This is a genomic window from Caulobacter sp. GW822-FHT01G02, assembly GCF_058802865.1.
The window spans coordinates 195,985-222,248 of the sequence record NZ_JBXAON010000003.1; the positions used below are offsets into that span (position 1 = coordinate 195,985).

The following is a 26,264-nucleotide window of genomic DNA, read 5'->3' on the forward strand; positions in this document are numbered from 1 at the left end:
TTCACTCCCTGCGCCGACTTCAAAAGGTCGGGTCACCAAAGTCATAGTGGTCAGACCACTGGGTTGACAACCCTAATGGTACCGGTAAACCGATAGGCGGGGAGGAAGATGGACGCCGCGCGCCTGGTTTTGGGCGGGCCTCCGGTCTTTCGGCCCCGACAAACGATTGCAGACAAAGCGTCCCCAAGGCCACCATGCCCAAGATCATCGCCGCCAAGACCATCGTCACGTGCCCGGGGCGCAATTTCGTGACCCTGAAGATCGTGACCGACGAAGGTGTGTACGGCATCGGCGACGCGACCCTGAACGGCCGCGAACTGGCCGTCGAGGCCTATCTCTCCCAGCACGTCATCCCCTGCCTGATCGGCCGCGACGCCCACCAGATCGAGGACATCTGGCAGTACCTCTACAAGGGCGCCTACTGGCGTCGGGGACCGGTGACCATGGCCGCCATCGCCGCGGTCGACATGGCGCTGTGGGACATCAAGGGCAAGATCGCCGGCCTGCCGGTCTACCAACTGCTGGGCGGCGCCTGTCGCACGGGCGTGATGGTCTATGGCCACGCCAATGGCGAGACGATCGACGAGACCCTCGACAACGCCGCCCACTACGCGGCCCTGGGCTACAAGGCCATCCGCCTGCAGACCGGCGTGCCGGGCATGCCGGGGGCCTATGGCGTCTCCAAGGACCGCTTCTTCTACGAGCCGGCCGACAGCGACCTGCCCAAGGAGACCATCTGGTCGACCGAGCGCTATCTGCGCACCGCGCCGGACCTGTTCGCGGCGGCGCGCGAGCGGTTGGGCTGGGATCTGCACCTGCTGCACGACGTCCACCACCGCCTGACCCCGATCGAGGCCGCGCGCCTGGGCAAGGATCTGGAGCCCTACCGGCTGTTCTGGATGGAGGACGCCGTCCCGGCCGAGAACCAGTCCAGCTTCCGGATCATCCGCCAGCACACCACCACGCCGCTGGCCGTCGGCGAGATCTTCAACTCGGTCTGGGACTGCAAGCAGCTGATCGAGGAGCAGCTGATCGACTACATCCGCGCCACGGTGGTCCATGCCGGCGGCATCACGCACCTGAAGAAGCTGGCCAGCTTCGCCGACCTGCACCACGTGCGCACCGGCTGTCACGGGGCCACCGATCTGTCGCCGGTCTGCATGGGCGCGGCCCTGCACTTCGACCTGTCGATCCCCAACTTCGGCGTCCAGGAATATATGCGCCACACGCCCGAGACGGACGCGGTGTTCCCCCACGCCTACAGCTTCAGCGACGGCATGTTGCACCCCGGCGAGGCGCCCGGCCTGGGCGTCGACATCGACGAGGATCTGGCGGCCAAATACCCCTACCAGCGCGCCTATCTGCCGGTCGCCCGCCGCCTGGACGGTTCGATGCACGACTGGTGAGACCTTGGTCAGGCCTCGGGAGCGGGAAAACCTGACCTCCCGGCGGAGAGAGGCGAAAAAACAGAACAATTCGCGCCGGTCCCCGTGGTAGGGAATTGGGGTCCCGACAACGCCCTACTTGGGCACACGCGTCCTTCCGAGCCTCCGCCCCGACATGTCAGACAACGTCAAGCTCTACCGCAGGATCGCCGACTCCGTGGCCGACGCCATCGAGGCCGGACAGTACAAGCTGGGCGATCGCCTGCCGACCGAGCGGGAGCTGGCCGAGCAGTTCGGGGTCTCGCGCCCGACCCTGCGCGAGGCGATGATCGCCCTCGAAATGCTGGGCATGATCGAGGCCCGCCACGGCCTGGGCATCTATGTCACCGGCAATGTCCGCCCCCAGGCCCCCTCGGCCGAGATCGATTTCGAGATCGGCGCCTTCGAGCTGATCGAGGCCCGCCGCCTGTTCGAGGGCGAGGCCGCCGCCCTGGCCGCCACCTCGATCACCGACGAACAGATCGGCGAGTTGGAAGGCCTGCTGGAGCGCATGCGCGTCGAGGAGGAGATCCGGGGCGAGGACGCCGACCGCGACTTCCACCTGACCATCGCCCGCGCCACCGGCAACGGCGCGATCATCGCCACGATCGAGAACCTCTGGGACTGGCGCAACCGCTCGTCCCTGGCCCGCAACATCCTGACGCGCGCGCGCGGCATGGGGCTGGAACCCCGGATCGTCGAGCACCGCCGGGTGGTCGACGCCCTGAAGGCGCGCGATCCGGCCGCGGCCCGCCAGGCGATGCGCGACCACCTGGAACGGGTGATCGACCACCTGCTGCACGCGACCGAGACCGAAGCCGTGCAGAAGGCCCAGCAGGAGACCAAGGCGAGACGGAACGCCATCGCCAAGCGGGTGGCGATCTAGGAGCCTTCCCGATCCTCCCCCTTTTGGGGGAGGTGGATCGACGCGAATACGCGGCGAGACGGAGGGGGACGGCGCAGGCCCAAATGGCGCCGCGGCTAACCCCCTCCACCGCCGTTCGGCGGTCCCCCTCCCCCAAGAGGGGGAGGAGAGACGAACCCCATGACGCGCTCGCCGCTCCGTGGCACAGCTAGGCCATGCGCCTCCCCGCCCTGAAGCCCGATTCCGACCAGATGCTGCACCTGGACGCCCTGCGCATCGTCGGGGCGCTGATGATCGTGGTCTTCCACTTCAACCGCTTCATCAATCTGGACGGCCGCTGGCAGGCCGCCGACGACACGATCAAGAGCTTCAGCCTGATCGTCGACCTGTTCTTCCTGATCTCCGGCTACGTGATGGCCGCGATCTATACCGGCCGCCTGACCACCGTCGCCAGGTACCGCGACTTCCTGCAGAAGCGGGTCGCGCGGCTGGGTCCGCTGCACTGGGCGACGATGCTGGTGTTCGTGGTCATCGCCGCCCTTGGCTGGGCCGGGGTGCTGAACGAGCGGGATCCGTCGCGCTACGACGTCTCGTGCATCGCCCAGAACATCCTCTTCATCCACGCCTGGGGAACCTGCCACGCCCAGACCTGGAACTTCGTCAGCTGGGCGATCAGCGCCGAGATGGGGATGTACGTCGCCCTGCCCCTGCTGTTCTGGATCACCGCCCGCGGCTGGCAGGCCACGGCGGCGGTCGCCTTCGGCAGCCTGGCCCTGCTGCTGTGGATCTCGCGCACCGGCGAGACCTTCTCGCAATGGACCTACAATTTCGGCGTCGCCCGCGCCGTGCCGGGCTTCATGCTGGGCATGCTGGCGTTCCAGCTGAAGGACGCGCTGGCGAAACTGCCGTTCGCCCGCTTCGTGATGTGGGCCCTGCTGGCGGCGTTCTTCGTCGCGTCCTGGGCGGGGGCGTCGCGGACTGCCTTGCTGTTCCTGATCTATGCCGTCGGCCTGGCCGGCGTCGCCGCCGACGCGGCGGGCGTGCAGGGCGGGGTGAGCAAGGCCCTGGCCCCGTGGGCGCAGCTGAGCTTCAGCCTCTACCTGTTGCACCCGATCGCGCTGAAGATCGCGCTGAACTGGGTGGGGCTGGGGATGTGGGGGCTGAACGGTGACGCGATGCGGCTGTGGTGCCTGCTGTGGGTCGTGCTGCTGATCCCGGTGGCGTATCTGTCGCTGATCGGGTTCGAGCGGCCGGCGCGGGATGCGTTGGCCAAACTCGGGAAACGCTGAACGCGCTCCCTCTCTCTTAGAGAGAGGGTTGGGGTGAGTGGTTACGGCGCCTGACGGAGTGCCGGCACGCCGTCGACCGGCGTACCCACTCACCCTCCCACCGCTGCGCGGCGGGCCCCTCCCTCTCTCCATGAGAGAGGGGTTCAAAATGCTTGGCTCAGCCTTGCGCGATCCGATCCACCCAGCCCGGCAGCTCGCTGATGCTGCCCAGCTCCGCGTAGCGTTCATGCCCCACCGGCGCCTCGGCCGCCTCGTGCGACCAGACCAGCGGATAGGGGATCAGCGCGCCCCAGCAGCCCGCCTCCAGCGCCGGCAGGATGTCCGAACGCATCGAGTTGCCGGCCATCACCGCCTGCTCCGCGCCGGTGCCGTACCGGTCGAAGACCCGGCGATAGGTGCCGGCGTCCTTCTCGGACACGATCTCGACGGCCACGAAGTAGTCGCCCAGCCCCGACGAGGCCAGCTTCTGCTCCTGGTGCAGCAAATCGCCCTTGGTGATCAGGATCAGGCGGTAGCGGTCCGACAGCTCGGCCAGGGCCTTGTCGACGCCCGACAGCGGCTCGATCGGCTCGGTCAGCATCTCGCGGCCGACGGCCAGGATCTCGCGGATCACCCGGGTGTCGACGCGGCCGTCGGTGACCTCCAGCGCCGTCTCGATCATCGACAGGGTGAAGCCCTTGGCCCCGTAGCCATAGACCCGCAGGTTGCGCTTCTCGACGGCCAGAAGCTGGTGCTCGATCTTCTCGGGATCGCCGTGATCGGACAGCAGGTCCAGGAACCGCGCGTGGGACAGCCGGAACTTGCTCTCGCAGTGCCAGAGGGTGTCGTCGGCGTCGACGCCGACGGTGGTGATGGTGCTCATTGAGGCAGCCATAGCAAAACGGCTCGGCGGTCGCGAGAGGGCCCTTGACCCTCCCTGACCATCTTGTCAGTTGGCCGTCAGGCTGCGGACCCCTTGGCCTTGCTAGACCCGGCCCAAGCTTCCCCTCCGCAACGACGGAATTCAGTATGATATCGCTCGTGCGGACGGCCTTGGCGCGTCCCTATACCTTCGTCGTGATGGCCGCGATGATCCTGATCGTCGGCGTCCTGGCGATCCTGCGCACGCCGACCGACATCTTCCCGAACATCCGCGTGCCCGTCGTGGCGGTGGCCTGGACCTATAGCGGCCTGTCGCCGGCCGACATGTCGGGGAGGATCCTGACCCCCTACCAGCGGACCCTGACCACCACGGTCAACGACATCGACCACATCGAGGCCACCTCGCTGCAAGGGGTCGGGGTGGTGAAGATCTACTTCCAGCCGGGAGCCGACGTGCGCCTGGCCAACGCCCAGATCACCGCCATCTCGCAGACCCTGCTGCGCCAGCTGCCGCCGGGCGTGACCCCGCCGCTGATCCTCAACTACAACGCCTCGACCGTGCCGATCCTGCAGCTGGCCCTGGCGGGCCAGGGCCTGTCCGAGCAGCAGCTGTCCGACTTCGGCGTCAATGTCATCCGCACGCGCCTGGTCACCGTGCCCGGCGCGGCCGTCCCCCTGCCGTTCGGCGGCCGGACCCGCCAGATCCAGGTCGACATCGACCCGCAGGCCCTGCTGTCCAAGGGCCTGTCGGCGTCCGACGTCGGCGCGGCGATCGCGGCCCAGACCCAGATCACCCCGGCCGGCTTCGTCAAGATCGGCGAGTTCCAGTACAGCTTGCGCCTGAACAACGCCCCCGGCACGGTCGAGGAGCTGAACGCCCTTCCCGTCAAGACCGTCAACGGCGCGACCATCCGCATCGGCGACGTCGCCCACGTGCGCGACGGCTCGGCGCCGCAGCAGAACATCGTCCACGTCGACGGCCAGCGCTCGGTGCTGATGACGGTGCTGAAGTCGGGCGCCACCTCGACCATCGCCATCGTCGACGGGGTCCGGGCCGCCCTGCCCGACCTGAAGGCCCAGCTACCGCCCGAACTGACCATCACCCCACTGAACGACCAGTCGACCTTCGTGAAGGCCGCCGTCGAGGGCGTGGTCCACGAAGGCGCCCTGGCCGCCGTGCTGACCTCGCTGATGATCCTGCTGTTCCTGGGCTCGTGGCGCTCGACCGTGATCATCGCCGTCTCGATCCCGCTGGCCGTGCTGGCGGCGATCGCGGCCCTGGCGGCGTTCGGCCAGACCCTGAACGTCATGACCCTGGGCGGCCTCGCCCTGGCCGTCGGCATCCTGGTCGACGACGCCACCGTCACCATCGAGAACATCAACTGGCACCTGGAGCACGGCAAGGACGTCCGGACGGCGATCCTGGACGGGGCGGCCCAGATCGTCACCCCGGCCTTCGTGTCCCTGCTGTGCATCTGCATCGTCTTCGTGCCGATGTTCTTCCTGCCGGGCGTGTCTGGGTTCCTGTTCGTGCCGATGGCCCTGTCGGTGGTGTTCGCGATGATCGCCTCGTTCCTGCTGTCGCGGACCCTGGTGCCGACCATGGCGGCCTATCTGCTCAAGCCGCACGTCCCGCACGACGAAGAGGCCCCGTCGCCCCATCGCCTCGTGCGCTTCCAGCGCGGTTTCGAGCGGAGCTTCTCCAAGGTGCGCGACGCCTATGCCGGCCTGCTGGGCTTTGCTCTGGACGCGCGCGGCGTGTTCGTCGTCGGCTTCCTGGCGTTCGCCCTGCTGAGCCTGGCGCTGGTCCCGTTCCTGGGCCGCAACTTCTTCCCGGCCGTGGACTCCGGCTCGATCGCCCTGCACGTCCGCGCCCCGGTCGGCACGCGGATCGAGGAGTCGGCGGCCCTGTTCGACCGCATCCAGCGCCACGTCCGCACCGTGATCCCCACCGACGAGGTCGAGACCATCGTCGACAATATCGGCCTGTCCTCCAGCGGCATCAACACCGCCTACAACGCCTCGGGGACCATCGGCCCGCAGGACGGCGACATCCTGATCAGCCTGAAGAAGGGCCATCGTCCGACCGACGGCTACATCAAGGCGCTGCGCGAGGAACTGCCCAAGGCCTTCCCCAGCGCGACCTTCTCGTTCCTGCCGGCCGACGTGACCAGCCAGATCCTCAACTTCGGCAGCCCGGCCCCGATCGACATCCAGGTCACCGGCGGCGACGCGGCGACCAACCAGGCCTACGCCCAGAAGATCCTGCGCGAGATCCGGGGCGTGAAGGGCATCGCCGACGTCCGCATCCAGCAGCCGGCCGCCGCGCCGGAGCTCCGCTTCGACGTCGACCGCACCCGCATCCACGCCCTGGGCCTGGACGAGCGCGACGTCACCGCCAGCCTGGCCGGCGCCGTGGCCGGCAGCCAGCAGACCGCCCCGGTGTTCTGGCTGAACCCGAAGAACGGCGTCTCCTACCCCGTCGTCGCCCAGACGCCGGAATACATGCTGGACAGCTTCGACAAGCTGCGGTCGATCCCGGTCACCGGGGCCCGCGCCGCCGACCCGGCGCCGCAGGTGCTGGGCGGACTGGGGACGCTCAGCCGGGGCTCCACCGCCGCCGTCGTCTCGCAGTACAACATCCAGCCGATGGTCAACGTCTTCGCCGCCACCCAAGGCCGCGACCTGGGCGGCGTGGCGGCCGACATCGAGAAGGCCCTCAAGAAACTCGAGAAGGACAAGCCCGCCAAGGTCAAGGTGAACCTGCGCGGCCAGTTCCAGACCATGAACACCGCCTTCTCCGGCATGGGCTGGGGCCTGCTGGGCGCGGTGGTGATGATCTATCTGCTGATCGTCATCAACTTCCAGTCCTGGCTGGATCCGTTCGTGATCATCTCGGCCCTGCCCGCCGCCCTGGCCGGCATCGCCTGGATGCTGTTCGCCACCGGGACGCCGCTGTCGGTGCCGGCCCTGACCGGCGCGATCATGTGCATGGGCGTGGCCACGGCCAACTCGATCCTGGTGGTCAGCTTCGCCCGCGAGCGGCTGGCGGCCACCGGCGACGCGGTCCAGGCCGCGTTCGAGGCCGGGGTCACCCGCTTCCGCCCGGTGCTGATGACGGCCCTGGCCATGATCATCGGCATGGCGCCGATGGCCCTGGCGCTGGGCGAAGGCGCCGAGCAGAACGCCCCGCTGGGCCGCGCGGTGATCGGCGGCCTGATCTTCGCCACCTGCGCCTCCCTGCTGTTCGTCCCCACCATCTTCTCCATCGTTCACGGCCGCCGCCCCCGCGCGGAAGCCGCCTCCCCCGAAGGCGTCGCCCATGTCTGAGTCCCCCCTGCCCCCCGCCGGCGACTTTCCCCCCTCTCGCGACTTCCCGAAGACCAGCCCCAAAAGCCTGCGCCGCCTGGCCCTGATCGGCGGAGCGGGCTTCGTGCTGATCCTGGCGGCGGGCGCGACCTCGCGGCTGATGGCCAGCCAGGACCTGAAGAAGACCAGCCAGGCCAGCGCCCTGACCACGGTCCACGTCATCCAGCCGGGCGGCGGCGAAAGCGCCGACCTCGTCTTGCCGGGCCGCCTGCAGGCCTGGGCCGAGGCCCCGGTCTACGCCCGCACCGACGGCTATCTGCGCCGCTGGTATGTCGACATCGGCCAGCCGGTGAAGGCGGGGCAGGTGCTGGCCGAGATCGACGCCCCGGAAGTCGACCAGCAGCTGGTCGCCGCCCGCGCCGCCCTCGCCACGGCCCAGGCCCAGCGCGATCTGGCCGCCACCACCGCCGCCCGCTGGAAGCGCCTGGTCGGCGAGAACGCCGTCTCGCAGCAGGAGGCCGACGAGCGCGCCGGCGACCTGGCCGCCCGCGAGGCCATGCGCAACGAGGCCGTGGCCAATGTCCGCCGGCTGGAATCCCTGACCGCCTTCAAGCGCATCGTCGCCCCGTTCGACGGCGTGGTGACCAGCCGCGACACCGACCAGGGCGCCCTGATCAGCGCCGGCGGCGCGCGGCCCTCGCCGCTGTTCACGGTGTCCGACACCCGCCGCCTGCGCCTCTATGTCAGCGTGCCGCAGAGCCTGGCCGGCCAGATCCGCCCCGGGATGAGCGCCACCTTCGCCTCGCCCGATCTGCCGGGCCAGACCTTCAACGCCCGCCTGGCGCGCACGGCCGACGCGGTCGACGCCCAGTCGGGGTCGATGCTGATCCAGCTGGAGGTCGACAACGCCGCCGGCGCCCTCAAGCCCGGCGCCTACGCCCAGGTCAGCCTGGACCTGAAGGCCGCTAGCACGACCTCGACCGCATCGGTGCGGATCCCCTCCAACGCCCTGCTGTTCCGCAAGGAAGGCACGGCCGTGGCCGTGGTCGGCGGCGACAACACCGTCTCGATCCGTCCGGTCCGCATCGCCCGCGACGACGGGGCCGAGCTGGAACTGGCCAGCGGGATCGCGGCCAACGACTGGATCGTGACCAGCCCGCCGGACGCCATCGCCACCGGCGACCACGTCAACGTGGTGAAGGCCAAGAAGGGAGCCGCCGGTGCGAAGGGCTAGTCTCCTGATCCTGGCGGGCCTGAGCCTCGCCGGCTGCTCGATGGCCCCGGCCTATGCGCCGCCGACGCCCGCCGCGCCCGCCGCCTTCCGCGACACCGGTCCGTGGACGCCGGCCGCGCCGGCCGAGGCGGTCCGCGACGCCGCCTGGTGGGCGGTGTTCAAGGATCCGACGCTCGATGGCCTTGAGCGCCGGCTCGAGTCCGGCAGCGCCGACCTCGCCGCCGCCCTTGCGCGCTACGATCAGGCCCGCGCCCTGTCGCGCCAAGCCTCCAGCGCTCTCCTCCCCAGCGTCGGGGCCTCGGCCAGCGTCGAGCGCCAGCGCACCCCGGCCAACGGCCGCTACGACACCACCACCCTGGCGGCCAGCGCCGCCTATGAGCTGGACCTCTGGGGCCGGGTGCGAAACCTGGTCGCCGCCGGCCGGGCGGACGCGGAAGCCAGCGCCGCCGAGCTGGCCGGGGTGCGCCTCAGCCTGCAGGCCCAGTTGGCCGATACCTATTTCAGCCTGCGCGGGGCCGACGCCCAGATCGCGGTGCTGAGCTCGACGGTCGAGGCCTATCGCCAGGCGCTCGACCTGACCAACCGCCGCCAGCGTGGCGGCGCGGCCAGCGGCCTCGACACCGGCCGGGCCCAGACCCAGCTGGCGGCGACGCAGGCCCAGTACGAGCAGGCGGTGGCCGACCGCGCCCTGCTGGAACACGCCATCGCCGTGCTGGTCGGCGAGCCGGCCTCCAGCTTCACCCTGGCCGCCGCGCCGGAACTGACCGAGGCCCCGGTCACCCCGGTCGGCGCGCCCTCGACCCTGTTGCAGCGCCGGCCCGACATCGCCGCGGCCGAGCGCCGGATGGCGGCGGCCAACGCCCGTGTCGGCGTGGCCCGCGCCGCCTGGTTCCCGAGCGTGACCCTGGCCGCGGCCGGCGGCTACCAGTCCGGTGGCGGTGACCTGCTGACCGCCGCCAACCACGTCTGGGCCCTGGGCCCGCTGGCCGCCGCCCTGCCGCTGTTCGACGGCGGCGCCCGCAAGGCCGAGGTCGCCCGCGGCCGCGCGGTGTTCGACGAGACCGCCGCCGGCTACCGCCAGACGGTGCTGGACGCCTTCCGCGAGGTCGAGGACCAGATGGTCCTGGCCAACCGCCTGGCCGCCGCCCAAGGCCGCCAGGACGAAGCCGTCGCCGCCGCCGTCCGCACCACCGCTCTGGCCACCACCCGCTACCGCGAAGGGGCGGCCAGCTATCTCGACGTGGTCACCGCCCAGACGGCGGAACTGCAGGCGCGGCGCGAGGCGCAGGACCTGCGGACAAGGCGGCTGTCGGCGAGCGTGGATTTGATCCGGGCGCTGGGCGGAGGTTGGAGCGTTTCATAATCCCCTCTCTCTTAGAGAGAGGGAGGGGCCCGCCGCGTAGCGGTGGGAGGGTGAGTGGTTACGCCGTCAGCCGGAAAATCCAGATTCCTTCATTTGCGAGGACTCGGGGCTATAGCCACGCTTCCACCATGGATAGAACCGCCAACTGCCGACGCCTTCGCCGGAACCAGACCCTTGCGGAAAAGGTCCTGTGGAACCTCGTTCGCAATCGCCGCGTGGGCGGCTTCAAGTTCATGCGCCAGATCGCGATTGATCGTTATTTCGCGGACTTCGTTTGCGAGGCTGGCAAACTGATCGTCGAGCTCGACGGCGCTGCCCACGACGGTCGCGACGACTATGACGCTCGTCGAACAGAGACGTTGGAGCGCCTCGGATACGTGGTCCTGCGGTTTCGCAACGAACGGGTCATGACCGATCCCGGCGGGACCATTGACGACATCCTCGCGGCGCTCCTATCGGCCAGACCGTAACCACTCACCCTCCCACCGCCTACGGCGGCGGGCCCCTCCCTCTCTCTAAGAGAGAGGGAGGGGCCCGCCGTCTCCCGCTCAGGCGCCACCACCACCTCGCTCCCCGGCAGCAGGAACCCGATCAGCACCTCGCCGCCCTCGCAGCGGGCGAACACCGAGCCGCCGTGCATCAGGACGATCGCCTTGACCACCGCCAGGCCCAGGCCGTGGATCTCGCCGCTGTGCTCGCGGGCGCGGTCGAGGCGGTAGAAGCGGTCGAACAGGCGGGCGAGATGCGCCTCGGGGATCGGGCCGCCGCGATTGCGCACCGACAGGCAGACGGCCTTGTCCCGCGGCTCGATCATCACCCGCACGGTCTTGCAGGCGACGCCGTGGCGGATGGCGTTGTCCAAAAGGTTGGTCACCGCCCGTCCCAGCAGCGCGGCGTCGGCGTTGACCGTCGCGTCGCCCCGCACCTCCAGTCGCACCTCGGCGTCCTCGAACAGCACGTCCAGGAAGTCGGCGGTCTTGTGGGTCAGGGCCGCCAGCGACAGCGGGGCCAGGTTGGCCGCCAGCGCCCCCTGGTCGGCGCGGGCCATGAACAGCATGTCGTTGATGATCGTGCGCAGGCGCTCCAGTTCCTCGAGGTTGGAGTGCAGCGTCTCTTCCAGTTCGTCGGTGTCGCGGGGGCGCGAGAGGGCGACCTGGGTCTGGCCGATCAGGTTGCCCAGCGGCGTGCGCAGCTCGTGGGCGACGTCGGCGTTGAAGGCCGCCAGCCGCTCATAGGCCGCCTGCAGGCGATCGAGCGCCCCGTTGAAGGCGCTCATCAGTCCGACCAGTTCGACCGGCAGGTCGCGGGTCGGCATCCGCAGGCTGAGATCCGCCGGGTTCAGGGCGCCGGCGCGGTGCGACAGGCGGTCGACCGGGGCCAGGCCCCGTCGGGCGATCCACCAGCCCAGCAGGCTGACCAGCCCGGTCGTCAGCACCGACATGCCCAGCGCCGCGACGCCCAGCACATAGCGCGAGGCGTCGAACGGCGCGGTGTCGGCGGCGATGACCAGCCGCACCTCCGGACGCCGCCCATAGGCGGGCACGCGCCGGGCCAGGGTCATGAACCGCTTGCCGTCGGCATGGATGACGCCGAGACCGTCGCGGGCCGGCTCCAGCGCCGCGCCCGGCGTGAACCGGAAACGCGGATCGGCGGACTCGATCCGGTAGCGGAGGCTGCCGTCGGCCGGGGTGAACGACTTCAGCTTGTCGGTCATCAGCGGCCAGCGGCCGGGATCCTCCAGCTTGCGGATCATCGCCTCGATGATCTGCGAACGGGCGCTGAGCTCCTCGGCCTGGTGGCGCTTCAGCTCCAGGCTCTGGAAGCTGAACAGGGCGACGCCCGCCAGCATGGAGACCAGGCTGGTGGCGATGGCGAACATCAGGGCCAGGCGGCCGGCGATGGACCTGGGCGCCAGCGAACGGGGCGTCACGGCGTCGTCCCCTCGGGGCGATGCTCCAGGACATAGCCCATGCCGCGCACCGTATGCAGCAGCTTGGTCTCGAACATCCCGTCGATCTTGGCCCGCAGCCGCTTGATGGCGACCTCGACGACGTTGGTGTTGGTGTCGAAATTGATGTCCCAGACCAGCTCGGTGATGATGGTCTTGGAGACGATCTGCGACTGGCGGCGGCCCAGCACGACCAGCAGGGCGAACTCCTTGGCCGTCAGGTTCAGGCGCCGGCCCGCCCGCGTGGCGCGCCGCGCCAGAAGGTCCAGGTGCAGGTCGCCGACCGTGATCGTCGACGACTCGCTGCGGCCGCGACGGGTGATGGCCTGCAGCCGGGCCAAGAGCTCCAGGAACGAGAACGGCTTGACCAGATAGTCGTCGGCCCCGGCGCCCAGGCCCTTCAGCCGGTCCTCGACGCTGTCGCGGGCGGTCAGCATGATCACCGGCGTCTGACGGGTCTGGCGCAGGCGCGCCAGCACCTCGACCCCGTCCAGGCCCGGCAACATGCCGTCCAGCACCACCGCGTCATAGTCCAGGGTCTGGGCCAGGTGCAGGCCGTCCTCGCCATTGGCGGCGAAGTCGACGGCATAGCCCTGCTCGGTCAGCCCCTTGCGCAGGTAGGCGACGGTCTTGGGCTCGTCCTCGACGATCAGGATCTTCATCAGAGTGAGGCGTCTCACGACCAGCGGCCCGGAACGCCGGGGGACGTTCCGGGCCGACAAGATAAGGCGCCCTCGCGTCCGCCGCCATCGCTGGGGGTGGGGGACCGGGTCCGGCGGCGAGGCGAGGACGAGGCATACTGCCGTTCCCGCACGGTCGGCAGCCTGACCGCCGGATGACATTTCTGACCGGAAGCCTGGTTTCCGGCCCGACACGATTGAACCATTTCGGCCGCAAGTCTCGTTTATCCGCGCGCCGAGTCGGTAATCGCCCGAGGTTTCCTATTGTCTTTGCTAGATCGCCGCGCCGCCCTGACGCTCCTGGCCGGCGGCGCCGTCGCCGCCAGCCTGTCGCCCGGACAGGCCGATGCGCGCCCGGCGCCTTTCTCGTTCGACGTCGTGCAGGCCCGCGCCCGCGCCCTGGCCGGTCGTCCCTACGTCGCCCCGCCCCCGCCGCCCGCCGAGGTCGCGGCCATGGACTATGACGCCGCCCAGGCGGTCGGGTTCTATCGCGAGAAGATCCCGCTGTGGGGCGGCGACTGGGGCATCGAACTGTTCCCGCTCAGCCAGGGCGTGTCCAAGACCGTGACCATCCACCTGGTCGAGGACGGGCGCGCCCGGCCGTTGGCCTACGACCCGACCCTATTCTCGTCGCCCGCCGACAGCCCGGTCCGCGCCCTGCCCGCCAAGGCCGGCTTCTCGGGCTTCCGCGCCATCAGCCGCGACGATCGCGGCGAGTGGCTGGTGTTCCATGGCGCGTCCTACTTCCGCTCGCCCGCGCCGTTCGGCCAGTACGGGCTGTCGGCCCGCGCGATCGCCGCCGACACCTACGCCGTCCAGCCCGAGGAGTTTCCCGACTGGCGCGAGGTCTGGCTGGAGCGCGACGCGGAGGGGCGTCTCGTCATCCACGCCCTGATGGAGAGCCCGGGGATCGTCGGGGCCTACAGGTTCGTCAACGACCGCGACGGCCTGGCCCTGACCCAGACCGTGCAGGCCAACGTCTTCTTCCGGCGGGCGTTCGACCAGATGGGCTTCGCGCCCCTGACCAGCATGTTCTGGTACGGCGAGGACCGCGCGGTCCCGGCGGTCGACTGGCGGCCGGAGATCCACGATTCCGACGGCCTGGCGATCTGGACCGGCGCGGGCGAGCGCCTGTGGCGGCCGCTCTCCAACCCCCGGCGCGTGGTGACCAGCGTGTTCAGCGACGAGACCCCCAAGGGTTTCGGCCTGATCCAGCGCGACCGCGATTTCGAACACTATCACGACGACCAGGCCAGGGCCGAGCGCCGGCCCAGCGTCTGGGTCGAGCCGATCGGCGACTGGGGCAAGGGCTCGGTCCGCCTGGTCGAGATCCCGACCGACAGCGAGACCAACGACAATATCGTCGCCTTCTGGACGCCGGACGCGCCGGTCAAGGCCGGGAGCCAGGTCGAGCTGACCTATCGCCTGCACTGGACAGCCGACGCGCCGGAGACCGAGCTCGCCAAGGTCGTGGCCAGCCGCTCGGGCCGACCAGGCGAGCCGGGGCGCGACACCGCCGCGCAAGGCCGCAAGGTCGCCGTCGAGTTCCGGGGCGCCAACCTGCTGGCGCTGCGCGCCGCGATCGACATCGAGGCCGACGTCACCGCCCGCAACGGCCAGATCCGCCTGTTGTCGCACTATCCCGGCGCCCGCCACGAGAACGAGACCGACGCCCTGTGGCGCGTGACCTTCGACGTGGTCTGCGATGGCGCGGAACCAGCCGATGTGCGCGTCGTCCTCAGGCAGAAGGGGCGCGCGTTGAGCGAAACCTGGACGGCGCTGATTTTTCCGCCCGCGCCGTGAAACCAACCGCGCCGTCGCGAACTTGGCTTGCCGACGGCTCCCGCCTCCCCGAACCCAGAGTGTAGTGGCTTTGTTGTCCTCCGAACGACGCGCGAGCGCCCGTCCCCTCCCCGCCCTGAAGCTGGCCCCGCCGCCGGCCAGGCCCGCGCCCGCCTCGTTCGCCGCGTGGCTGCCGGCGGAGAAGCCGCTGGCCATGCCCGCCCAGAGCCTGCGCGAGGGCCGGCTGACGCCGCTGGCCGGCCCGGACGTCTCCGAACGCCGCTGGGTGCTGCTGGCGGGCTCGGGCGTGCTGACCGCCGTCACGGCGGTGATCACCGCGCTGCTGTTCTCGCCCGGCGGCTTCAGCCTGGTCGACGGCGTCGCCTTCGGCCTGTTCGTGCTGCTGTTCGCCTGGGTGGCCTTCGCCTTCATGAGCGCGGTGGGCGGCTTCTGGACCTGCTGGCGCGCGCGCGACGGCCGCGAGCAGCCGCAGCCGGTGATCCTGACCCGCACCGCCCTGCTGGCCCCGACCTATAACGAGGATTCCGGCCGCGTCCTGGCCGCCATCCAGGCGATGTACGAAGACCTGGACCAGCGCGAGGTGGCCGAGCTCTACGACATCTTCGTGCTCAGCGACACGCGGGTCGAGGCCGTCGCCCGCGAGGAGGCCGTCGGCGTGCTGCGGCTGCGCGCGCGGCTGGGCCCCAAGGCGCGGATCTTCTATCGCCGGCGCGAGAAGAACACCGACCGCAAGGCCGGCAACATCGCCGAATGGGTCGAGCGCTTCGGCGGGGCCTATGCGCAGTTCCTGATCCTGGACGCCGACAGCCTGATGACCGGCGACACCCTGATCCGCCTGACCCACCGCATGGAGCGCGACCCGAAGCTGGGCCTGCTGCAGACCTCGCCCTCGATCATCAATGGCGAGACGCCGTTCGCGCGGCTGCAGCAGTTCGCCTCGCGCGCCTATGGGGCGATGCTGTCGGCCGGCCAGGACTGGTGGTCGGGCGCGGAGGGCAACTACTGGGGCCACAACGCCATGATCCGCACGCGGGCCTTCGCCGCGCAGGCGGGCCTGCCGCACCTGCCGGGGCCGCGTCCGTTCGGCGGCCACATCATGAGCCACGACTTCGTCGAGGCGGCCCTGATGCGCCGGGGCGGCTGGAAGATCGGCCTGGCGACCGACCTGACCGGCAGCTACGAGGAGACCCCGCCGACCATCCTCGACATGGCCATCCGCGACCGCCGCTGGTGCCAGGGCAACCTGCAGCACCTGGGCGTGATCGGGGCCAAGGGCCTGCACTGGGTCAGCCGCCTGCACCTGCTGCGGGGCGTCCTGTCCTACGCCACCTCGCCGCTGTGGCTGTTCCTGCTGATCGCTGGAGCCGGGGTGTGGATGGAGCAAGGCGGCGCCTCGGCGCTGATCCGCGCCGACGCCGCCGCCTGGCTGTGGGGCCTGACCATGGCCCTGCTGATCGCGCCCAAGCTGATGGCGGGCGCGCTGGTCCTGCGCGGTCGCGCCCAGCGCCAGGCGTTCGGCGGCGGCTATCGCTTCGTCGCCAGCATGGTGATGGAGATCGTGCTGTCGGCCCTGGTCGCGCCGGTGCTGATGCTGATGCAGAGCGTGTCGGTGCTGCAGGTGCTGCTGGGCCGCGACGCCGGCTGGGCGACCCAGCAGCGCGACCCCGGCCGCCTGACCCGCCGCGAGGCCTGGCGCGTCCACCGCGCCCACATGGGCATCGGCGGCGTCGCCGCGGCCCTGGTCTTCGCCCTGGACCCGGTGATGTTCTGGTGGTCCAGCCCGGTCTATCTGGGCCTGATCCTGTCGGCGCCGCTGGCCCTCTTCCTGTCGCAGCGCGAGCTTGGCGACGTCCTGGGCCTATTCCAGACTCCCGAGGAACGCCGTCCGCCCCGCGTGGCCCTGCGCGCCGCCGAACTGCGCGCCGCCTACGACCGCGAGGCCCCGGTCCGCGCCGCGATCGAGAAGCTGATGCGCGCCCCGGTCATGGTCTACGGCCCCGACGCCATCCACACCCGCGCGCGCGCCAATCTGGTCTCCAGCCGGACGGCCTGAGGCGACAAGGCCACTCTCCCAAAAGATCACCGGTCCCCAGCCTGCAACTTTCGATTGCGAACCAAGCTTCGCCGTGAGAGCCCTTGGCGATCTCAAGGCAGGGTGTCGATGGTGCTCATGTGGTTCCAGGCCGCCGCGTCCGTGGAGGCGGCCCAGAAGGTCGAGTCGATCGTCGTCACCGCCCGGCCCGCCCAGGTTCGCGACAAGATCGACCGCCGCGTCTACGACGTCCGCGCGGACGCCGGATCGCAGGGCGGCGTCGCCCTGGACATCCTCAATCGCATCCCCTCGGTGACGGTGTCGCCGACCGGACGGATCGCGCTGCGCGGCGATCCGGGCGTCCAGGTCCTGATCAATGGCAAGCCGCCGCCCACCGGGACCTCGGTCCTGCAATCCCTGCCCGCCTCCAGTGTCAGCGGCATCGAGGTGATGACCAACCCGTCGGCTCAGTTCTCGCCCGACGGCACGGCGGGGATCATCAATATCGTCACCCGCGAGGACCGCGCTCTGGGCGTCTCCGGCACGATCTCGGCGCGGGCCGACACGCACGAGCAAACCCAGATCTCGGCCAGCGCCTCGGCCACCAAGGGCGACTGGAGCGTCGACGGCCGCGTCATGCTGATCCAAGGCCCGGCGGAAACCGACGCCGAATATAGCCAGCGCGACGCCGCGACCGGTCAGCGCCTGGTGGCGCGGGACAGCCACGGCAAGTCCCAGCTGGACTTCGCCCAGACCTCTCTGGGCGTCACCCGGCGGCTTTCCGAGAACCGCGAACTGAGTGTCGAGGCCCACCACATGGGCAGTCGCTTCCGCGTCGACAACCTGGCCCATTATCAAGCGTTCAGCGGCGCTCCGGTGCAGTCGGAGGAGGCCGGGACGCAGCGCGACACGAACCGGTCCGACGACATCGAGGTCAGCTATTCCGACACCTGGCCCGACGATCGCGGCTCGCTTGAAGCCAATCTCTCGCATTCCCAGAGCGACAATCGGACCCGCACGGACCACGACGACCGACAGAGCACCCCGACAACGCTGGTTGAGCGTTACGGCGACGCCAAGCGCGTCCGAGGGCCGGACGACCAGGCCAAGGTCGCGGTAGTCGCCAACCTGACCGGCGGCGCCATCCTGACCACCGGCCTGGAAGCCAACCGCGTCGAGCGCGACCTCTTCCGGTCCTATGACGGCGACATCGGCGCGCTGGGCCTGGCGACCGGCGATCTGGGCGTGTTCAACGCCCGGCGCGCCAGCCTTTCGGGCTATGCGACCTATCAGTTCCCGTTCGCCGGCTTCAAGCTGATGCCCGGCCTGCGGGCGGAGACGGAATCCCTGCGGCTGCATACGGCGGCGGCCTCGCGGGACCGCGACGTCACGCGCCTGTTCCCCTCGTTCCACCTGTCGCATCCGCTCATCGGCGGCAAGCTCAAGGCCAGCTACAGCCGCCGCATCCTACGGCCCGAACTGGAGCTCTATGACCCCCGACGGACGCCGAGCAACCAGCGCAGCGCCATGCAAGGCAACCTGGATCTGGCCTCGACCACCACCGACTCCTACGAGAGCGGCTACGAGCGGACCTTCGGCAAGACGACCCTGGGGCTGACGGCCTATTACCGCGTCAGCCACGATCCCTGGCAGAGCTATACGACCTGGAACCCCGACCTCACCACCGCGATCCGGCCGCTGAACTACGACCGCGCGACGTCCGGAGGGCTGGAGGTCAACGCCCGCGGCGAGGCGCCCGGCGGCTGGAAATACGTCGTCAACCTGAACGTCTTCCGCCGGCAACTGGTCCCGGCCACCGCGACCCTGGCGACCACGACCCGGACGAACTATTCCGGCAATCTCGTGGTCGATAAGGTCCTGAAGAACGGCGACAAGCTGCAGTTCAACCTCAGCGGCGCGGGCAAGACCCCTACGCTGCAGGGCTATCAGGCCGCCTACCATCAGCTGGACGCCACCTGGAGCCACAAGCTGGACGCCCGCTATTCGGTGACCCTGAACGCCACGGACATCTTCAACACCAACCGGCAGCGCAGCCGCTATCGGGACGGGGGCGTGGTGATCGACAGCGACCTCGCGCCCAACGCCCGGGCGGTGCGGGTGTCGCTGGTCTACAAGTTCAAGGCCAAGGTCTGACGGCGCATTGACGATGGCGCTGCGCTTTCCGGCGCGGTAGGCCAGGACTGTCGAACCCGAAGGTGTGCCCCATGGATTTCTCGAAGCTGCAGGCCGTCAGCACCGTCACCACCGAGTGGAAGTATCCGCTGGCGCCGGCCAACCGCGCGGGTCTGCTGCAGGTCGACCAGGCGGGCGACGAGGGTTCTGGCCACAAGCTCTATTGGGAAGAATACGGCCATCCGGACGGCGAGCCGGTGATGTTCCTGCACGGCGGTCCGGGCGGGGCGTGCGCGCCGGTGATGTCGCGGTTCTTCGATCCCCAGCGCTACCGCGTGATCCTGTTCGACCAGCGCGGCTGCGGCAAGAGCGAGCCGACGGTCGCCACCCATGGGCCGCGAGTGGCCCTGACCCGCAACGACACCGACCATCTGGTCGACGACATCAACCGCCTGCGCGACGCCCTCGGCATCACCGGCAAGATGCACGTGTTCGGCGGCAGCTGGGGCAGCACCCTGGCCCTGGTCTATGGCATCCGCCACCCGGACAAGGTGGCTTCGCTGATCCTGCGCGGCATCTTCCTCGGCGCGAGCGAGGACCTGCTCTACATGTACCAGGGCAACGCCGCGACGTTCGAAGCGGCGCCCTACGCCCTGACCGAGCCGGGCAGCTATGTCGCCTATCCCGACGAGTGGAAGGCCTTCGTCGAGGAGATCCCGGCCGGACAGCGCGGCGACATGATGGCCGCCTACAAGGCGATCTTCGACATGGAGGCCAGGACGGACGCCGACCGCGCCCGCCAGCTGCGCGCCGCCGTGGCCTGGTCGGTCTGGGAAGGCACGATCTCGAACATGATCCCAAAGGACAGCGATCCCGGGAAGTTCGGCGAGGCCGACTTCGCCCTGTGCTTCGCCCAGATCGAGGCCCACTTCTTCGCCAACGGCCTGTTCCTTGAGCCTGACTACATCGTCGGCCATGTCGACAAGATCGCCGCCATCCCGACCCACATCGTCCACGGCCGCTTCGACCAGGTCTGCCCGCTGACCCAGGCCTCGCGGCTGGTGGCGGCGATGGCGAGGGTGGGCGCGGCCCCGGCCAGCTACGTCAAGACCAACGCCGGCCACAGCGCCATGGAGGCCCAGACCGTCCTGGCCCTGACGGCGATCATGGACGGGCTGCCGCCGATCGGCTGAGTTTTATACGGCCCTTACGCCGGAGGGCTCGCTCCCATGTGGAGCGCTTATGCGGGGCGGGGGTACTAAAGGCGCGTCTAGTGGACAGACCGCCATGTACAAGCCCTCCCCCGCTCACCGCCGCCTGTTGATGATCCTGCTGGTCGCCGGCCTCGGCGGTTTCACAGGCCTCCTGGCCTGGGCCGCCCGCGCCCCGCATCAGGCCGATCTCTTGCGGTTCTTCGCCGTCGTCTGGCTGCTGTTCTTCGGCGCCGCGCGGATCCTGGTCCACCTGGACGAGGCGCTGGACCAACCCGGCGAGGCCGCGACCCAGCATTGGTCGCGGCTGCGGGGCCGAGGCGAGCCCTGAAGGCGCCCCGGAGCGCGCGGCGAAATGCTCTAGGCTCTTGTTTTAACGCATTTTCTGACGACGAACCGGTATCCACTTCGTCGGAAAATGCTCTAGAAGCTGAGCACCGCGAAGACCACCGCGCTGATCGGAATCGCCGCCGAAAGCGCCATGTGCAGCACGGTCTCGGTCAGGCTGAGGACCGAGCGGCTGGGCAGCTTGAACGGGACGGCGGTGGGGATCATGGCGGGTGCTCCTTGCACGCTGGAGCTTGCACCCTGACCGGTTAACGATCGTGAATCTTGGACGGATGGATCGCCGCGACAAGTTGTCCGGCGCCGCCGTCCATTCCGGCGCTTTCCCAAAAAAAATCGGCGCGCCCAGGAACGGGACACGCCGTGAGGCCGCGCGGGCGGGAGGAGGCGGATCGCCCACGCTTGAAGGCTGGATGGAGCGCGACCGCCCGCCGGTCCGAGGTTTTCGGACCGACGGACGGGGACCGCGCCGGAGGAGCCCTAGAAGCTCATCCGCAGACCGACCACGTATTGGCGGCCGGGCTTGTAGTAGGTGAAGGTCGCGTTGTCGTACTGGAAGTGCGAGCGCAGCGACTCGTTGGTGAGATTGGTCACGTTGAACGTCACCTGCGGCGCGTTCCTCATGCCGAAGATCTTCTCCAGGTCGTAGCTCGAGGAGAAGTCGGTCTGCTTGTAGTCGTCCGCGAACAGGGCGGCGGCGGTGACGCCGTTCTGGTTGGCGCCGCTGGACTGCGAGCCCTTCCGGTAGACGTGGCTGAGGCGCAGGCTGACGCCGTTGTGCTCGTAATAGCCCGTCAGGTTGTAGGTGTACTTGGCAACGCCGTAGGCGATGGCCGGACCGTTGCTGGTCTGGTCGACGATGGTGGCGTTGGCGTTGACGCCCAGACCCTCGACGCCGAAGCGGCTGGTCAGGAAGTCGAGCGGCTGCACCCACTGGAATTCCAGGCCGTTGATCGTGAGCTTGTTGGGCACGTTGATCTGCGACTGGATCTGCACCTGGGCCTGGGTCGGGCCGCCACGCGAGTTGATGGCCGTCTTCTGGGTGTCGTTCAGGGTGTCGTAGGTGATGCCGTACTGGGCCAGGGCCGAGAACGGCTGGGTCACGACGTTGTTGGTCGTGAAGCCGGTCAGCGACTTGCGGAACGCGTTGACCGCGATGACGCCTTCCTGGCCGGTGTAGAACTCGAAGCCCAGGTCGATGTTCTTCGAGAAGTACGGCTTCAGCGCCGAGTTGCCGATCGTGGCCTGGTCGGCCGACGGCGCGCCGAAGCTGACGCCCGGCAGCTGGGCGGCGGGGTCCGGACGGGTCATCGTCTCCGACACCGCCACGCGGGCCACGGCGTGCTCACCGACGTCATAGGCGATGTTGGCGGCCGGCAGCCACTTGGAATAGGTGTTCTCGACGTAGACGAAGTTGGTGACGTTCGGATAGCGCGCGCCGTCCGGCAGCTGAGCGCCGCCCGGCAGGGTGTTGCGCGGATCCGCCAGCGAGACGCGGCCGCCGATCGTCTGCTTGGTGTGGACGTAGCGGACGCCGACATTGAAGCGCAGGTCGCTGTCCATCACCTGGGTGACGCCGTTCAGCTCGGTATAGGCCGCGCTGTTCTTCTCGTTGATATAGCCGCCGCTGGCGCCGGTGTTGGAGCCGCCGGTTTCCGGCGAGGCGTCGTGCAGCTTGTCGTAGCCGGTGGCCTGCTTGACCTTGTCCCAGTCGACCGTGACGAAGCCGGCCGGGCCGGGCTTCAGGTAGCTGGCCAGGTTGGCGGTCGGGATCAGCGAGCCGCCGTAGGTCAGCGTGCCGGTCTGGCCGGCCGTGGCGCCCGTGCCGTAGCCCGGATAGGTCGGATAGCCGGCCGGAGCGGCGCCCGGCTGGTTCAGGCCCTGGCACGGCGGGGCGCCGTTCGGCGAGGTCAGGTTGATGCTGGGGTTGTTGCCGCAGGTCGCGTTCTGCCACGGCGTGGTGTTGTCGTAGCCGCGGATGGTGCGCGAGACGTCGTCATAGTTGCCGCCGAACTTCAGGTTCAGCTTCTCGTCGCCCCAGGTGATGGCCGCGCGGGCGCCCTTGGTCTCGTACCAGCGCTTCTCGTCCTGCATGTTCAACCGGCCGCCGTTCCAGACGAAGTTGGCCGGGTTGTTCAGGTCGACGCTGCTCTTGATGGTCGGCGGACCGTTCGGGTTGTAGGTGTAGTCGACCGTCGTGCCGAGGCCCAGCGCGGTCACCGGACCGAAGGTCGGGCTTTCGCGGTGGAAGGTGCTCTTGGTGTAGTTGGCCTGGGCCTCGACCTTCAGCTTGTCGTTGATGCGCCATTCGCCGCCCGGATTGATCCCCCACAGCTCGGTCTTCTCGAGATAGGGACGGAATTCCAAGAAGAACTGCGAGTTGGCGTAGGTGCCCTGCGTGACCGTGCAGCCGGCCGAGCAGTCGGTCTTGTCGTACTTGGTGTTGGTCGGAATGATCGCGCCGTTGCGCACGATCCACATCATGTCTTCGCGGATCAGGTCGTTGTTCTTGGAGCCGTACATGCCGTCGACATAGAAATTCATGTCGTCGTTCGGACGCCACTCGACGCTGCCGACCAGGTTGATCCGATCGCGGCGGCCGTACTCGGCCGACGGACGGCCCAGGCGCGGCAGCAGGCCGTTGTCGATCTGCTGGATCGTCGCGCCAGGGTTCTTGGACAGCAGGAAGTCGCGGTCGATGACCGTGCCGGCCACTAGGCCCGCGCCCGCGCCGACCGGCACCGTGGCCGGGATCGTCCAGTTGCCGCCGCCCGTGGCGTTACAGCCGCTGGTCGCGCCGCACTGGGCCGCCGACAGGTTCGGGTTGGTGAAGCCGATGGTCTCGTAGCCGCGCGTGTCGGTGTGCAGGCGTTGGCCCGAAACCCCGAACAGGACGCCGAAATTGTCCCAGGTCTTGCTGGCGATCAGCGAGCCCTTGCCGCCCAGCTTGGCGCCGTCGGGCTTCACGCCCTGGACGTTCATCGTCAGGTGCTGGCCGGGGCGGTCGAACGGACGCGCCGAGCGCATGTCGATGTTACCCGCCGCGCCGCCTTCCAGCAGGCTGGCCGAATAGCTCTTGTTGACCGTCAGCTTGGTGAAGAGATCGGTCGGGAAGAACGAAAGGTCGACCGAACGGTCGGTGCCCTGCGCGTCGGTGGCGCCCGAGGAGGCCACGGCGATCGAGGCGCCGTTCAGCGTCACGTTGGTGAAGTTCGACCCCAGGCCGCGGATGGCGACGTTGGTGCCCTCGCCCGTGATGTCGCGGGTGATGGTGATGCCGGGGATGCGGTTGAACGACTCGGCGATGTTGGAGTCGGGGAACTTGCCGATGTCCTCGGCGAAGATGGCGTCGGCGAAGCCGGTGGTCTCACGCTTGGCGACCGTCGATTGCGCCAGGCTCTTGCGATAGCCGGTGACGACGATCTCGTCGACGGCGGTGTCCGCGGCCGGCGCCGGGGCGGTCGTCTGAGCGTAAGTGGCCTGGGCAATCGCCAAAGTGGTCAGGCAGGTCGCGCCGATCAAGGCCAGGCGACGAACGGACCCGTGGTGTCGAATAGACGACATGTTTCTCTCCCCATGACAGTGCTCTGAGCACTTGTTTCGTTGTCGCCGTGCGGCTGATCGGCCGTCCCTTCCCGGTTGGCCGACGATTACGCTCCGCTTGGCGGTGGTAGCGGTCACACTCGACACGGTTACGAGGTAAGTCCTATCAAGTCAATGTGGTCTGACCTCGTTGTCATGCCCCCTCGGACGCTTCGCGGGAACTGCGGCGCCAGGGCCACGCTCGCGCGCCGGCCGAGGGAGACCCGGTCGCGATCCTGGCGTGTTTAGGAGGAGTTGGCGGCCGCGCGGGCGCGATGGCGTCGACGCGCGCGTATCTCGACGCGGCGGACGTGCGTTCGTCGTCAGCAAAGGGCGTGAAGGCGCCAAACTGGAACCGTTCACCGATCCCGTGGGATTGGAAAAGGCCCTAGTTCCAGCCCGTCGGGCGCTCCGGGTCGCGGCGCGCGGCCGGCCCATACCGGTGGCCCCTGTTCACCCGCCGCAGGGAGGCCGGATAACGGTGCAGCTGGGCGTCGGGCCGGATCGGCCGGGCCACCAGGCCGCCGCCGCAGTCGGGGCAGATCTCTTCGAACCGGATGTCCGCGCAGTCGGCGCAGAAGGTGTGTTCGAACGTGCAGATTCGGGCCGCGGGGCTGGCCGGCGGCAGGTCCGCGTCGCAGCACTCGCAATTGGGGCGCAGTTCGAGCATGGGGCCGTCCTCCCGTGTTCGTCTGGTGCTTCAGGTGTCTCGGGCCTGGAAGCCTTGTACCATAAGGGCTTTTGAGCCCGTCGCGCGAGGGTGCGCGTTCGTCGATCACGGGAATGTGGCGCCAAGCGAAATCCGCGTGATCAGCAGGGGTTGACCCCCTCCCCCATACCCCCTAGACACCGCGCCGTTTGCGCGGCGGTCGGGCCAAAAGCCCGACCGCTTTCTTGCAGGCGAACGCCCCGGCTCGCCGGGGCTGGGCCGGGGTTACACCCAGCCCGCCTTTTTGCGACAATAGACACCTCAACACGCGTCCAGGAGCGCTCCACAGAATGTCCCAAGACCTTCTCCCCGGCGTCACCGGCGTTCTGGCCCTGGCCGACGGCACCATCCTGCAAGGCGTGGGCTGCGGCGCGGTCGGCGACGCGGTCGGCGAGGTGTGCTTCAACACCGCCATGACGGGCTATCAGGAGATCCTGACCGACCCGTCCTACATGGCCCAGATCGTCGCCTTCACCTTCCCGCACATCGGCAATGTCGGGACCAACCTCGAGGACGTCGAGCAGATCACCGGCGTGGCCGAGACGGCCGCCCGCGGCGCCCTGTTCCGCGACGTCCCGACCGAGCAGGCCAACTGGCGCGCCAACAGCGACTTCGACGCCTGGATGAAGGCCCGCGGCGTCATCGGCCTGGCCGGGATCGACACCCGCGCCCTGACCCGCAAGATCCGCGAGACCGGCATGCCGCACGGCGTCATCGCCCACGCGCCCGACGGCAAGTTCGACCTGGACGCCCTGGTCGCCAAGGCCAAGGCCTGGGCCGGCCTGGAGGGTCTGGACCTGGCCAAGGACGCCTCGACCACCCAGACCTTCACCTGGGACGAGGGCCTGTGGTCCTGGCCGGAAGGCTACGCCAAGCTGGACAAGCCCAAGTACGAAGTGGTCGTCATCGACTACGGCGTGAAGCGCAACATCCTGCGGGCCCTGGCCCATGTGGGCGCCCGCGCCACGGTGGTGCCGGCCAACACCTCGGCCGAGGACATCCTGGCCCGCAACCCGGACGGCGTGCTGCTGAGCAACGGCCCCGGCGACCCGGCCGCGACCGGCGCCTATGCGGTGCCGGAAATCCAGAAGCTGGTGCAGAGCGGCAAGCCGGTGTTCGGCATCTGCCTGGGCCACCAGATGCTGGCCCTGGCCCTGGGCGCCAAGACCGTGAAGATGGAGCAGGGCCACCACGGCGCCAACCATCCGGTCAAGGACCTGACCACCGGCAAGGTCGAGATCGTCTCGATGAACCACGGCTTCACCGTGGACAGCGAGAGCCTGCCGGCCCCGGTGCGGGAGACCCACGTCTCGCTGTTCGACGGCACCAACGCCGGCATCCAGCTGGCCGACAAGCCGGTGTTCTCGGTGCAGCACCACCCGGAAGCCTCGCCCGGCCCGACCGACAGCCTGTACCTGTTCGAACGCTTCGCGGGTTTGATGGACAAGGCGAAGTAGGCGCCTTCCAGGCCCCCGA

The 26,264-nt window shown here is 69.2% G+C and carries 18 protein-coding genes and 1 pseudogene; 13 read left to right on the forward strand and 6 right to left on the reverse strand.

What is annotated here, in order from left to right; all coding sequences use genetic code 11:
- Nucleotides 1–194: 194 nt before the first annotated feature.
- The 3 genes from manD to AC1RNC_RS09980 all read left to right on the forward strand — a co-directional run bounded on the left by manD (nt 195) and on the right by AC1RNC_RS09980 (nt 3,578).
- Nucleotides 195–1,406, forward strand: a complete 1,212-nt coding sequence (gene manD, locus AC1RNC_RS09970; RefSeq protein ID WP_492885832.1) for a D-mannonate dehydratase ManD — start codon at nt 195–197, stop codon at nt 1,404–1,406.
- A 154-nt stretch (nt 1,407–1,560) separates the two neighbouring features.
- On the forward strand, nt 1,561–2,310 hold the full coding sequence (locus AC1RNC_RS09975; protein ID WP_492839784.1) for a FadR/GntR family transcriptional regulator: 750 nt from the start codon (nt 1,561–1,563) through the stop codon (nt 2,308–2,310).
- Between the two features lie 194 nt (nt 2,311–2,504).
- The gene (locus AC1RNC_RS09980) at nt 2,505–3,578 is read left to right on the forward strand and encodes an acyltransferase family protein (protein ID WP_492885834.1); all 1,074 of its coding nucleotides are present in this window, start codon (nt 2,505–2,507) and stop codon (nt 3,576–3,578) included.
- A 157-nt stretch (nt 3,579–3,735) separates the two neighbouring features.
- Here AC1RNC_RS09980 and AC1RNC_RS09985 read toward each other — a convergent pair whose 3' ends face one another.
- The gene (locus tag AC1RNC_RS09985; RefSeq protein ID WP_492839786.1) at nt 3,736–4,440 is read right to left on the reverse strand and encodes an HAD family hydrolase; all 705 of its coding nucleotides are present in this window, start codon (nt 4,438–4,440) and stop codon (nt 3,736–3,738) included.
- Nucleotides 4,441–4,586: 146 nt separating this feature from the next.
- Here AC1RNC_RS09985 and AC1RNC_RS09990 point away from each other — a divergent pair, with 146 nt between their 5' ends.
- The 4 genes from AC1RNC_RS09990 (at nt 4,587) to AC1RNC_RS10005 (ending at nt 10,815) form a co-directional block, all read left to right on the forward strand.
- A complete protein-coding gene (locus AC1RNC_RS09990) occupies nt 4,587–7,769 on the forward strand; it encodes an efflux RND transporter permease subunit (RefSeq protein WP_492885836.1) in 3,183 nt (1,060 codons plus the stop codon).
- Nucleotides 7,762–8,982 (forward strand): efflux RND transporter periplasmic adaptor subunit, encoded by a 1,221-nt coding sequence (locus tag AC1RNC_RS09995; protein WP_492885838.1) that lies wholly within the window; start codon nt 7,762–7,764, stop codon nt 8,980–8,982. Before AC1RNC_RS09990 ends, AC1RNC_RS09995 begins: the two co-directional genes overlap by 8 nt.
- Nucleotides 8,969–10,345, forward strand: a complete 1,377-nt coding sequence (locus tag AC1RNC_RS10000) for an efflux transporter outer membrane subunit (RefSeq protein WP_492885840.1) — start codon at nt 8,969–8,971, stop codon at nt 10,343–10,345. The genes AC1RNC_RS09995 and AC1RNC_RS10000 overlap by 14 nt, the downstream gene beginning before the upstream one ends.
- A 128-nt stretch (nt 10,346–10,473) precedes the next feature.
- Nucleotides 10,474–10,815 carry an endonuclease domain-containing protein gene (locus AC1RNC_RS10005; RefSeq protein WP_492886559.1) on the forward strand — a complete coding sequence of 114 codons (342 nt, stop codon included), beginning with the start codon at nt 10,474–10,476 and terminating at the stop codon, nt 10,813–10,815.
- Nucleotides 10,816–10,952: 137 nt separating this feature from the next.
- On the opposite strand, the pseudogene AC1RNC_RS10010 reads toward AC1RNC_RS10005, so the two are convergent.
- Nucleotides 10,953–12,275 (reverse strand): annotated as a pseudogene (locus tag AC1RNC_RS10010) (heavy metal sensor histidine kinase); the annotation flags it as partial.
- Nucleotides 12,272–12,955 carry a heavy metal response regulator transcription factor gene (locus AC1RNC_RS10015; protein ID WP_492885842.1) on the reverse strand — a complete coding sequence of 228 codons (684 nt, stop codon included), beginning with the start codon at nt 12,953–12,955 and terminating at the stop codon, nt 12,272–12,274. The gene AC1RNC_RS10015 and the pseudogene AC1RNC_RS10010, both read right to left, overlap by 4 nt.
- Nucleotides 12,956–13,237: 282 nt before the next feature.
- On the opposite strand from AC1RNC_RS10015, the gene AC1RNC_RS10020 reads away from it, so the two are divergent.
- From AC1RNC_RS10020 to AC1RNC_RS10040, 5 genes are all read left to right on the forward strand, one after another.
- Nucleotides 13,238–14,776, forward strand: coding sequence for an OpgD/OpgG family glucan biosynthesis protein (locus AC1RNC_RS10020; protein ID WP_492885844.1), 1,539 nt, complete (start codon nt 13,238–13,240; stop codon nt 14,774–14,776).
- 73 nt (nt 14,777–14,849) lie between these two features.
- A complete protein-coding gene (gene mdoH / locus AC1RNC_RS10025) occupies nt 14,850–16,829 on the forward strand; it encodes a glucans biosynthesis glucosyltransferase MdoH (protein WP_492885846.1) in 1,980 nt (659 codons plus the stop codon).
- Between the two features lie 108 nt (nt 16,830–16,937).
- Nucleotides 16,938–18,962 (forward strand): TonB-dependent receptor, encoded by a 2,025-nt coding sequence (locus AC1RNC_RS10030; protein WP_492886561.1) that lies wholly within the window; start codon nt 16,938–16,940, stop codon nt 18,960–18,962.
- Between the two features lie 71 nt (nt 18,963–19,033).
- Nucleotides 19,034–20,134: a prolyl aminopeptidase gene (gene pip, locus AC1RNC_RS10035; RefSeq protein WP_492885848.1), complete on the forward strand. Its 1,101-nt coding sequence runs from the start codon at nt 19,034–19,036 to the stop codon at nt 20,132–20,134.
- 94 nt (nt 20,135–20,228) lie between these two features.
- Nucleotides 20,229–20,483, forward strand: a complete 255-nt coding sequence (locus AC1RNC_RS10040) for a hypothetical protein (RefSeq protein ID WP_492885849.1) — start codon at nt 20,229–20,231, stop codon at nt 20,481–20,483.
- A 92-nt stretch (nt 20,484–20,575) separates the two neighbouring features.
- Here AC1RNC_RS10040 and AC1RNC_RS10045 read toward each other — a convergent pair whose 3' ends face one another.
- The 3 genes from AC1RNC_RS10045 to AC1RNC_RS10055 form a co-directional block, all read right to left on the reverse strand.
- Nucleotides 20,576–20,707 (reverse strand): hypothetical protein, encoded by a 132-nt coding sequence (locus AC1RNC_RS10045; protein WP_492885850.1) that lies wholly within the window; start codon nt 20,705–20,707, stop codon nt 20,576–20,578.
- A 270-nt stretch (nt 20,708–20,977) separates the two neighbouring features.
- Nucleotides 20,978–24,061 carry a TonB-dependent receptor gene (locus AC1RNC_RS10050; protein WP_492885852.1) on the reverse strand — a complete coding sequence of 1,028 codons (3,084 nt, stop codon included), beginning with the start codon at nt 24,059–24,061 and terminating at the stop codon, nt 20,978–20,980.
- A gap of 406 nt (nt 24,062–24,467) precedes the next feature.
- Complete coding sequence (locus tag AC1RNC_RS10055) at nt 24,468–24,749, reverse strand: DUF1272 domain-containing protein (RefSeq protein ID WP_492885854.1); 282 nt, start codon at nt 24,747–24,749, stop codon at nt 24,468–24,470.
- A gap of 329 nt (nt 24,750–25,078) precedes the next feature.
- Here AC1RNC_RS10055 and carA point away from each other — a divergent pair, with 329 nt between their 5' ends.
- Nucleotides 25,079–26,245, forward strand: coding sequence for a glutamine-hydrolyzing carbamoyl-phosphate synthase small subunit (gene carA / locus AC1RNC_RS10060; protein WP_492885856.1), 1,167 nt, complete (start codon nt 25,079–25,081; stop codon nt 26,243–26,245).
- Nucleotides 26,246–26,264: the final 19 nt, after the last annotated feature.

What these genes read in the sequence shown, in the direction of transcription:
- manD (WP_492885832.1), top strand. Translation starts at nt 195, where the DNA reads ATGCCCAAGATCATCGCCGCCAAGACCATCGTCACGTGCCCGGGGCGC.
- AC1RNC_RS09975 (WP_492839784.1), top strand. Translation starts at nt 1,561, where the DNA reads ATGTCAGACAACGTCAAGCTCTACCGCAGGATCGCCGACTCCGTGGCC.
- AC1RNC_RS09980 (WP_492885834.1), top strand. Translation starts at nt 2,505, where the DNA reads ATGCGCCTCCCCGCCCTGAAGCCCGATTCCGACCAGATGCTGCACCTG.
- AC1RNC_RS09985 (WP_492839786.1), bottom strand. Translation starts at nt 4,440, where the DNA reads ATGAGCACCATCACCACCGTCGGCGTCGACGCCGACGACACCCTCTGG.
- AC1RNC_RS09990 (WP_492885836.1), top strand. Translation starts at nt 4,587, where the DNA reads ATGATATCGCTCGTGCGGACGGCCTTGGCGCGTCCCTATACCTTCGTC.
- AC1RNC_RS09995 (WP_492885838.1), top strand. Translation starts at nt 7,762, where the DNA reads ATGTCTGAGTCCCCCCTGCCCCCCGCCGGCGACTTTCCCCCCTCTCGC.
- AC1RNC_RS10005 (WP_492886559.1), top strand. Translation starts at nt 10,474, where the DNA reads ATGGATAGAACCGCCAACTGCCGACGCCTTCGCCGGAACCAGACCCTT.
- AC1RNC_RS10015 (WP_492885842.1), bottom strand. Translation starts at nt 12,955, where the DNA reads ATGAAGATCCTGATCGTCGAGGACGAGCCCAAGACCGTCGCCTACCTG.
- AC1RNC_RS10030 (WP_492886561.1), top strand. Translation starts at nt 16,938, where the DNA reads ATGGTGCTCATGTGGTTCCAGGCCGCCGCGTCCGTGGAGGCGGCCCAG.
- pip (WP_492885848.1), top strand. Translation starts at nt 19,034, where the DNA reads ATGGATTTCTCGAAGCTGCAGGCCGTCAGCACCGTCACCACCGAGTGG.
- AC1RNC_RS10040 (WP_492885849.1), top strand. Translation starts at nt 20,229, where the DNA reads ATGTACAAGCCCTCCCCCGCTCACCGCCGCCTGTTGATGATCCTGCTG.
- AC1RNC_RS10045 (WP_492885850.1), bottom strand. Translation starts at nt 20,707, where the DNA reads ATGATCCCCACCGCCGTCCCGTTCAAGCTGCCCAGCCGCTCGGTCCTC.
- AC1RNC_RS10050 (WP_492885852.1), bottom strand. Translation starts at nt 24,061, where the DNA reads ATGTCGTCTATTCGACACCACGGGTCCGTTCGTCGCCTGGCCTTGATC.
- AC1RNC_RS10055 (WP_492885854.1), bottom strand. Translation starts at nt 24,749, where the DNA reads ATGCTCGAACTGCGCCCCAATTGCGAGTGCTGCGACGCGGACCTGCCG.
- carA (WP_492885856.1), top strand. Translation starts at nt 25,079, where the DNA reads ATGTCCCAAGACCTTCTCCCCGGCGTCACCGGCGTTCTGGCCCTGGCC.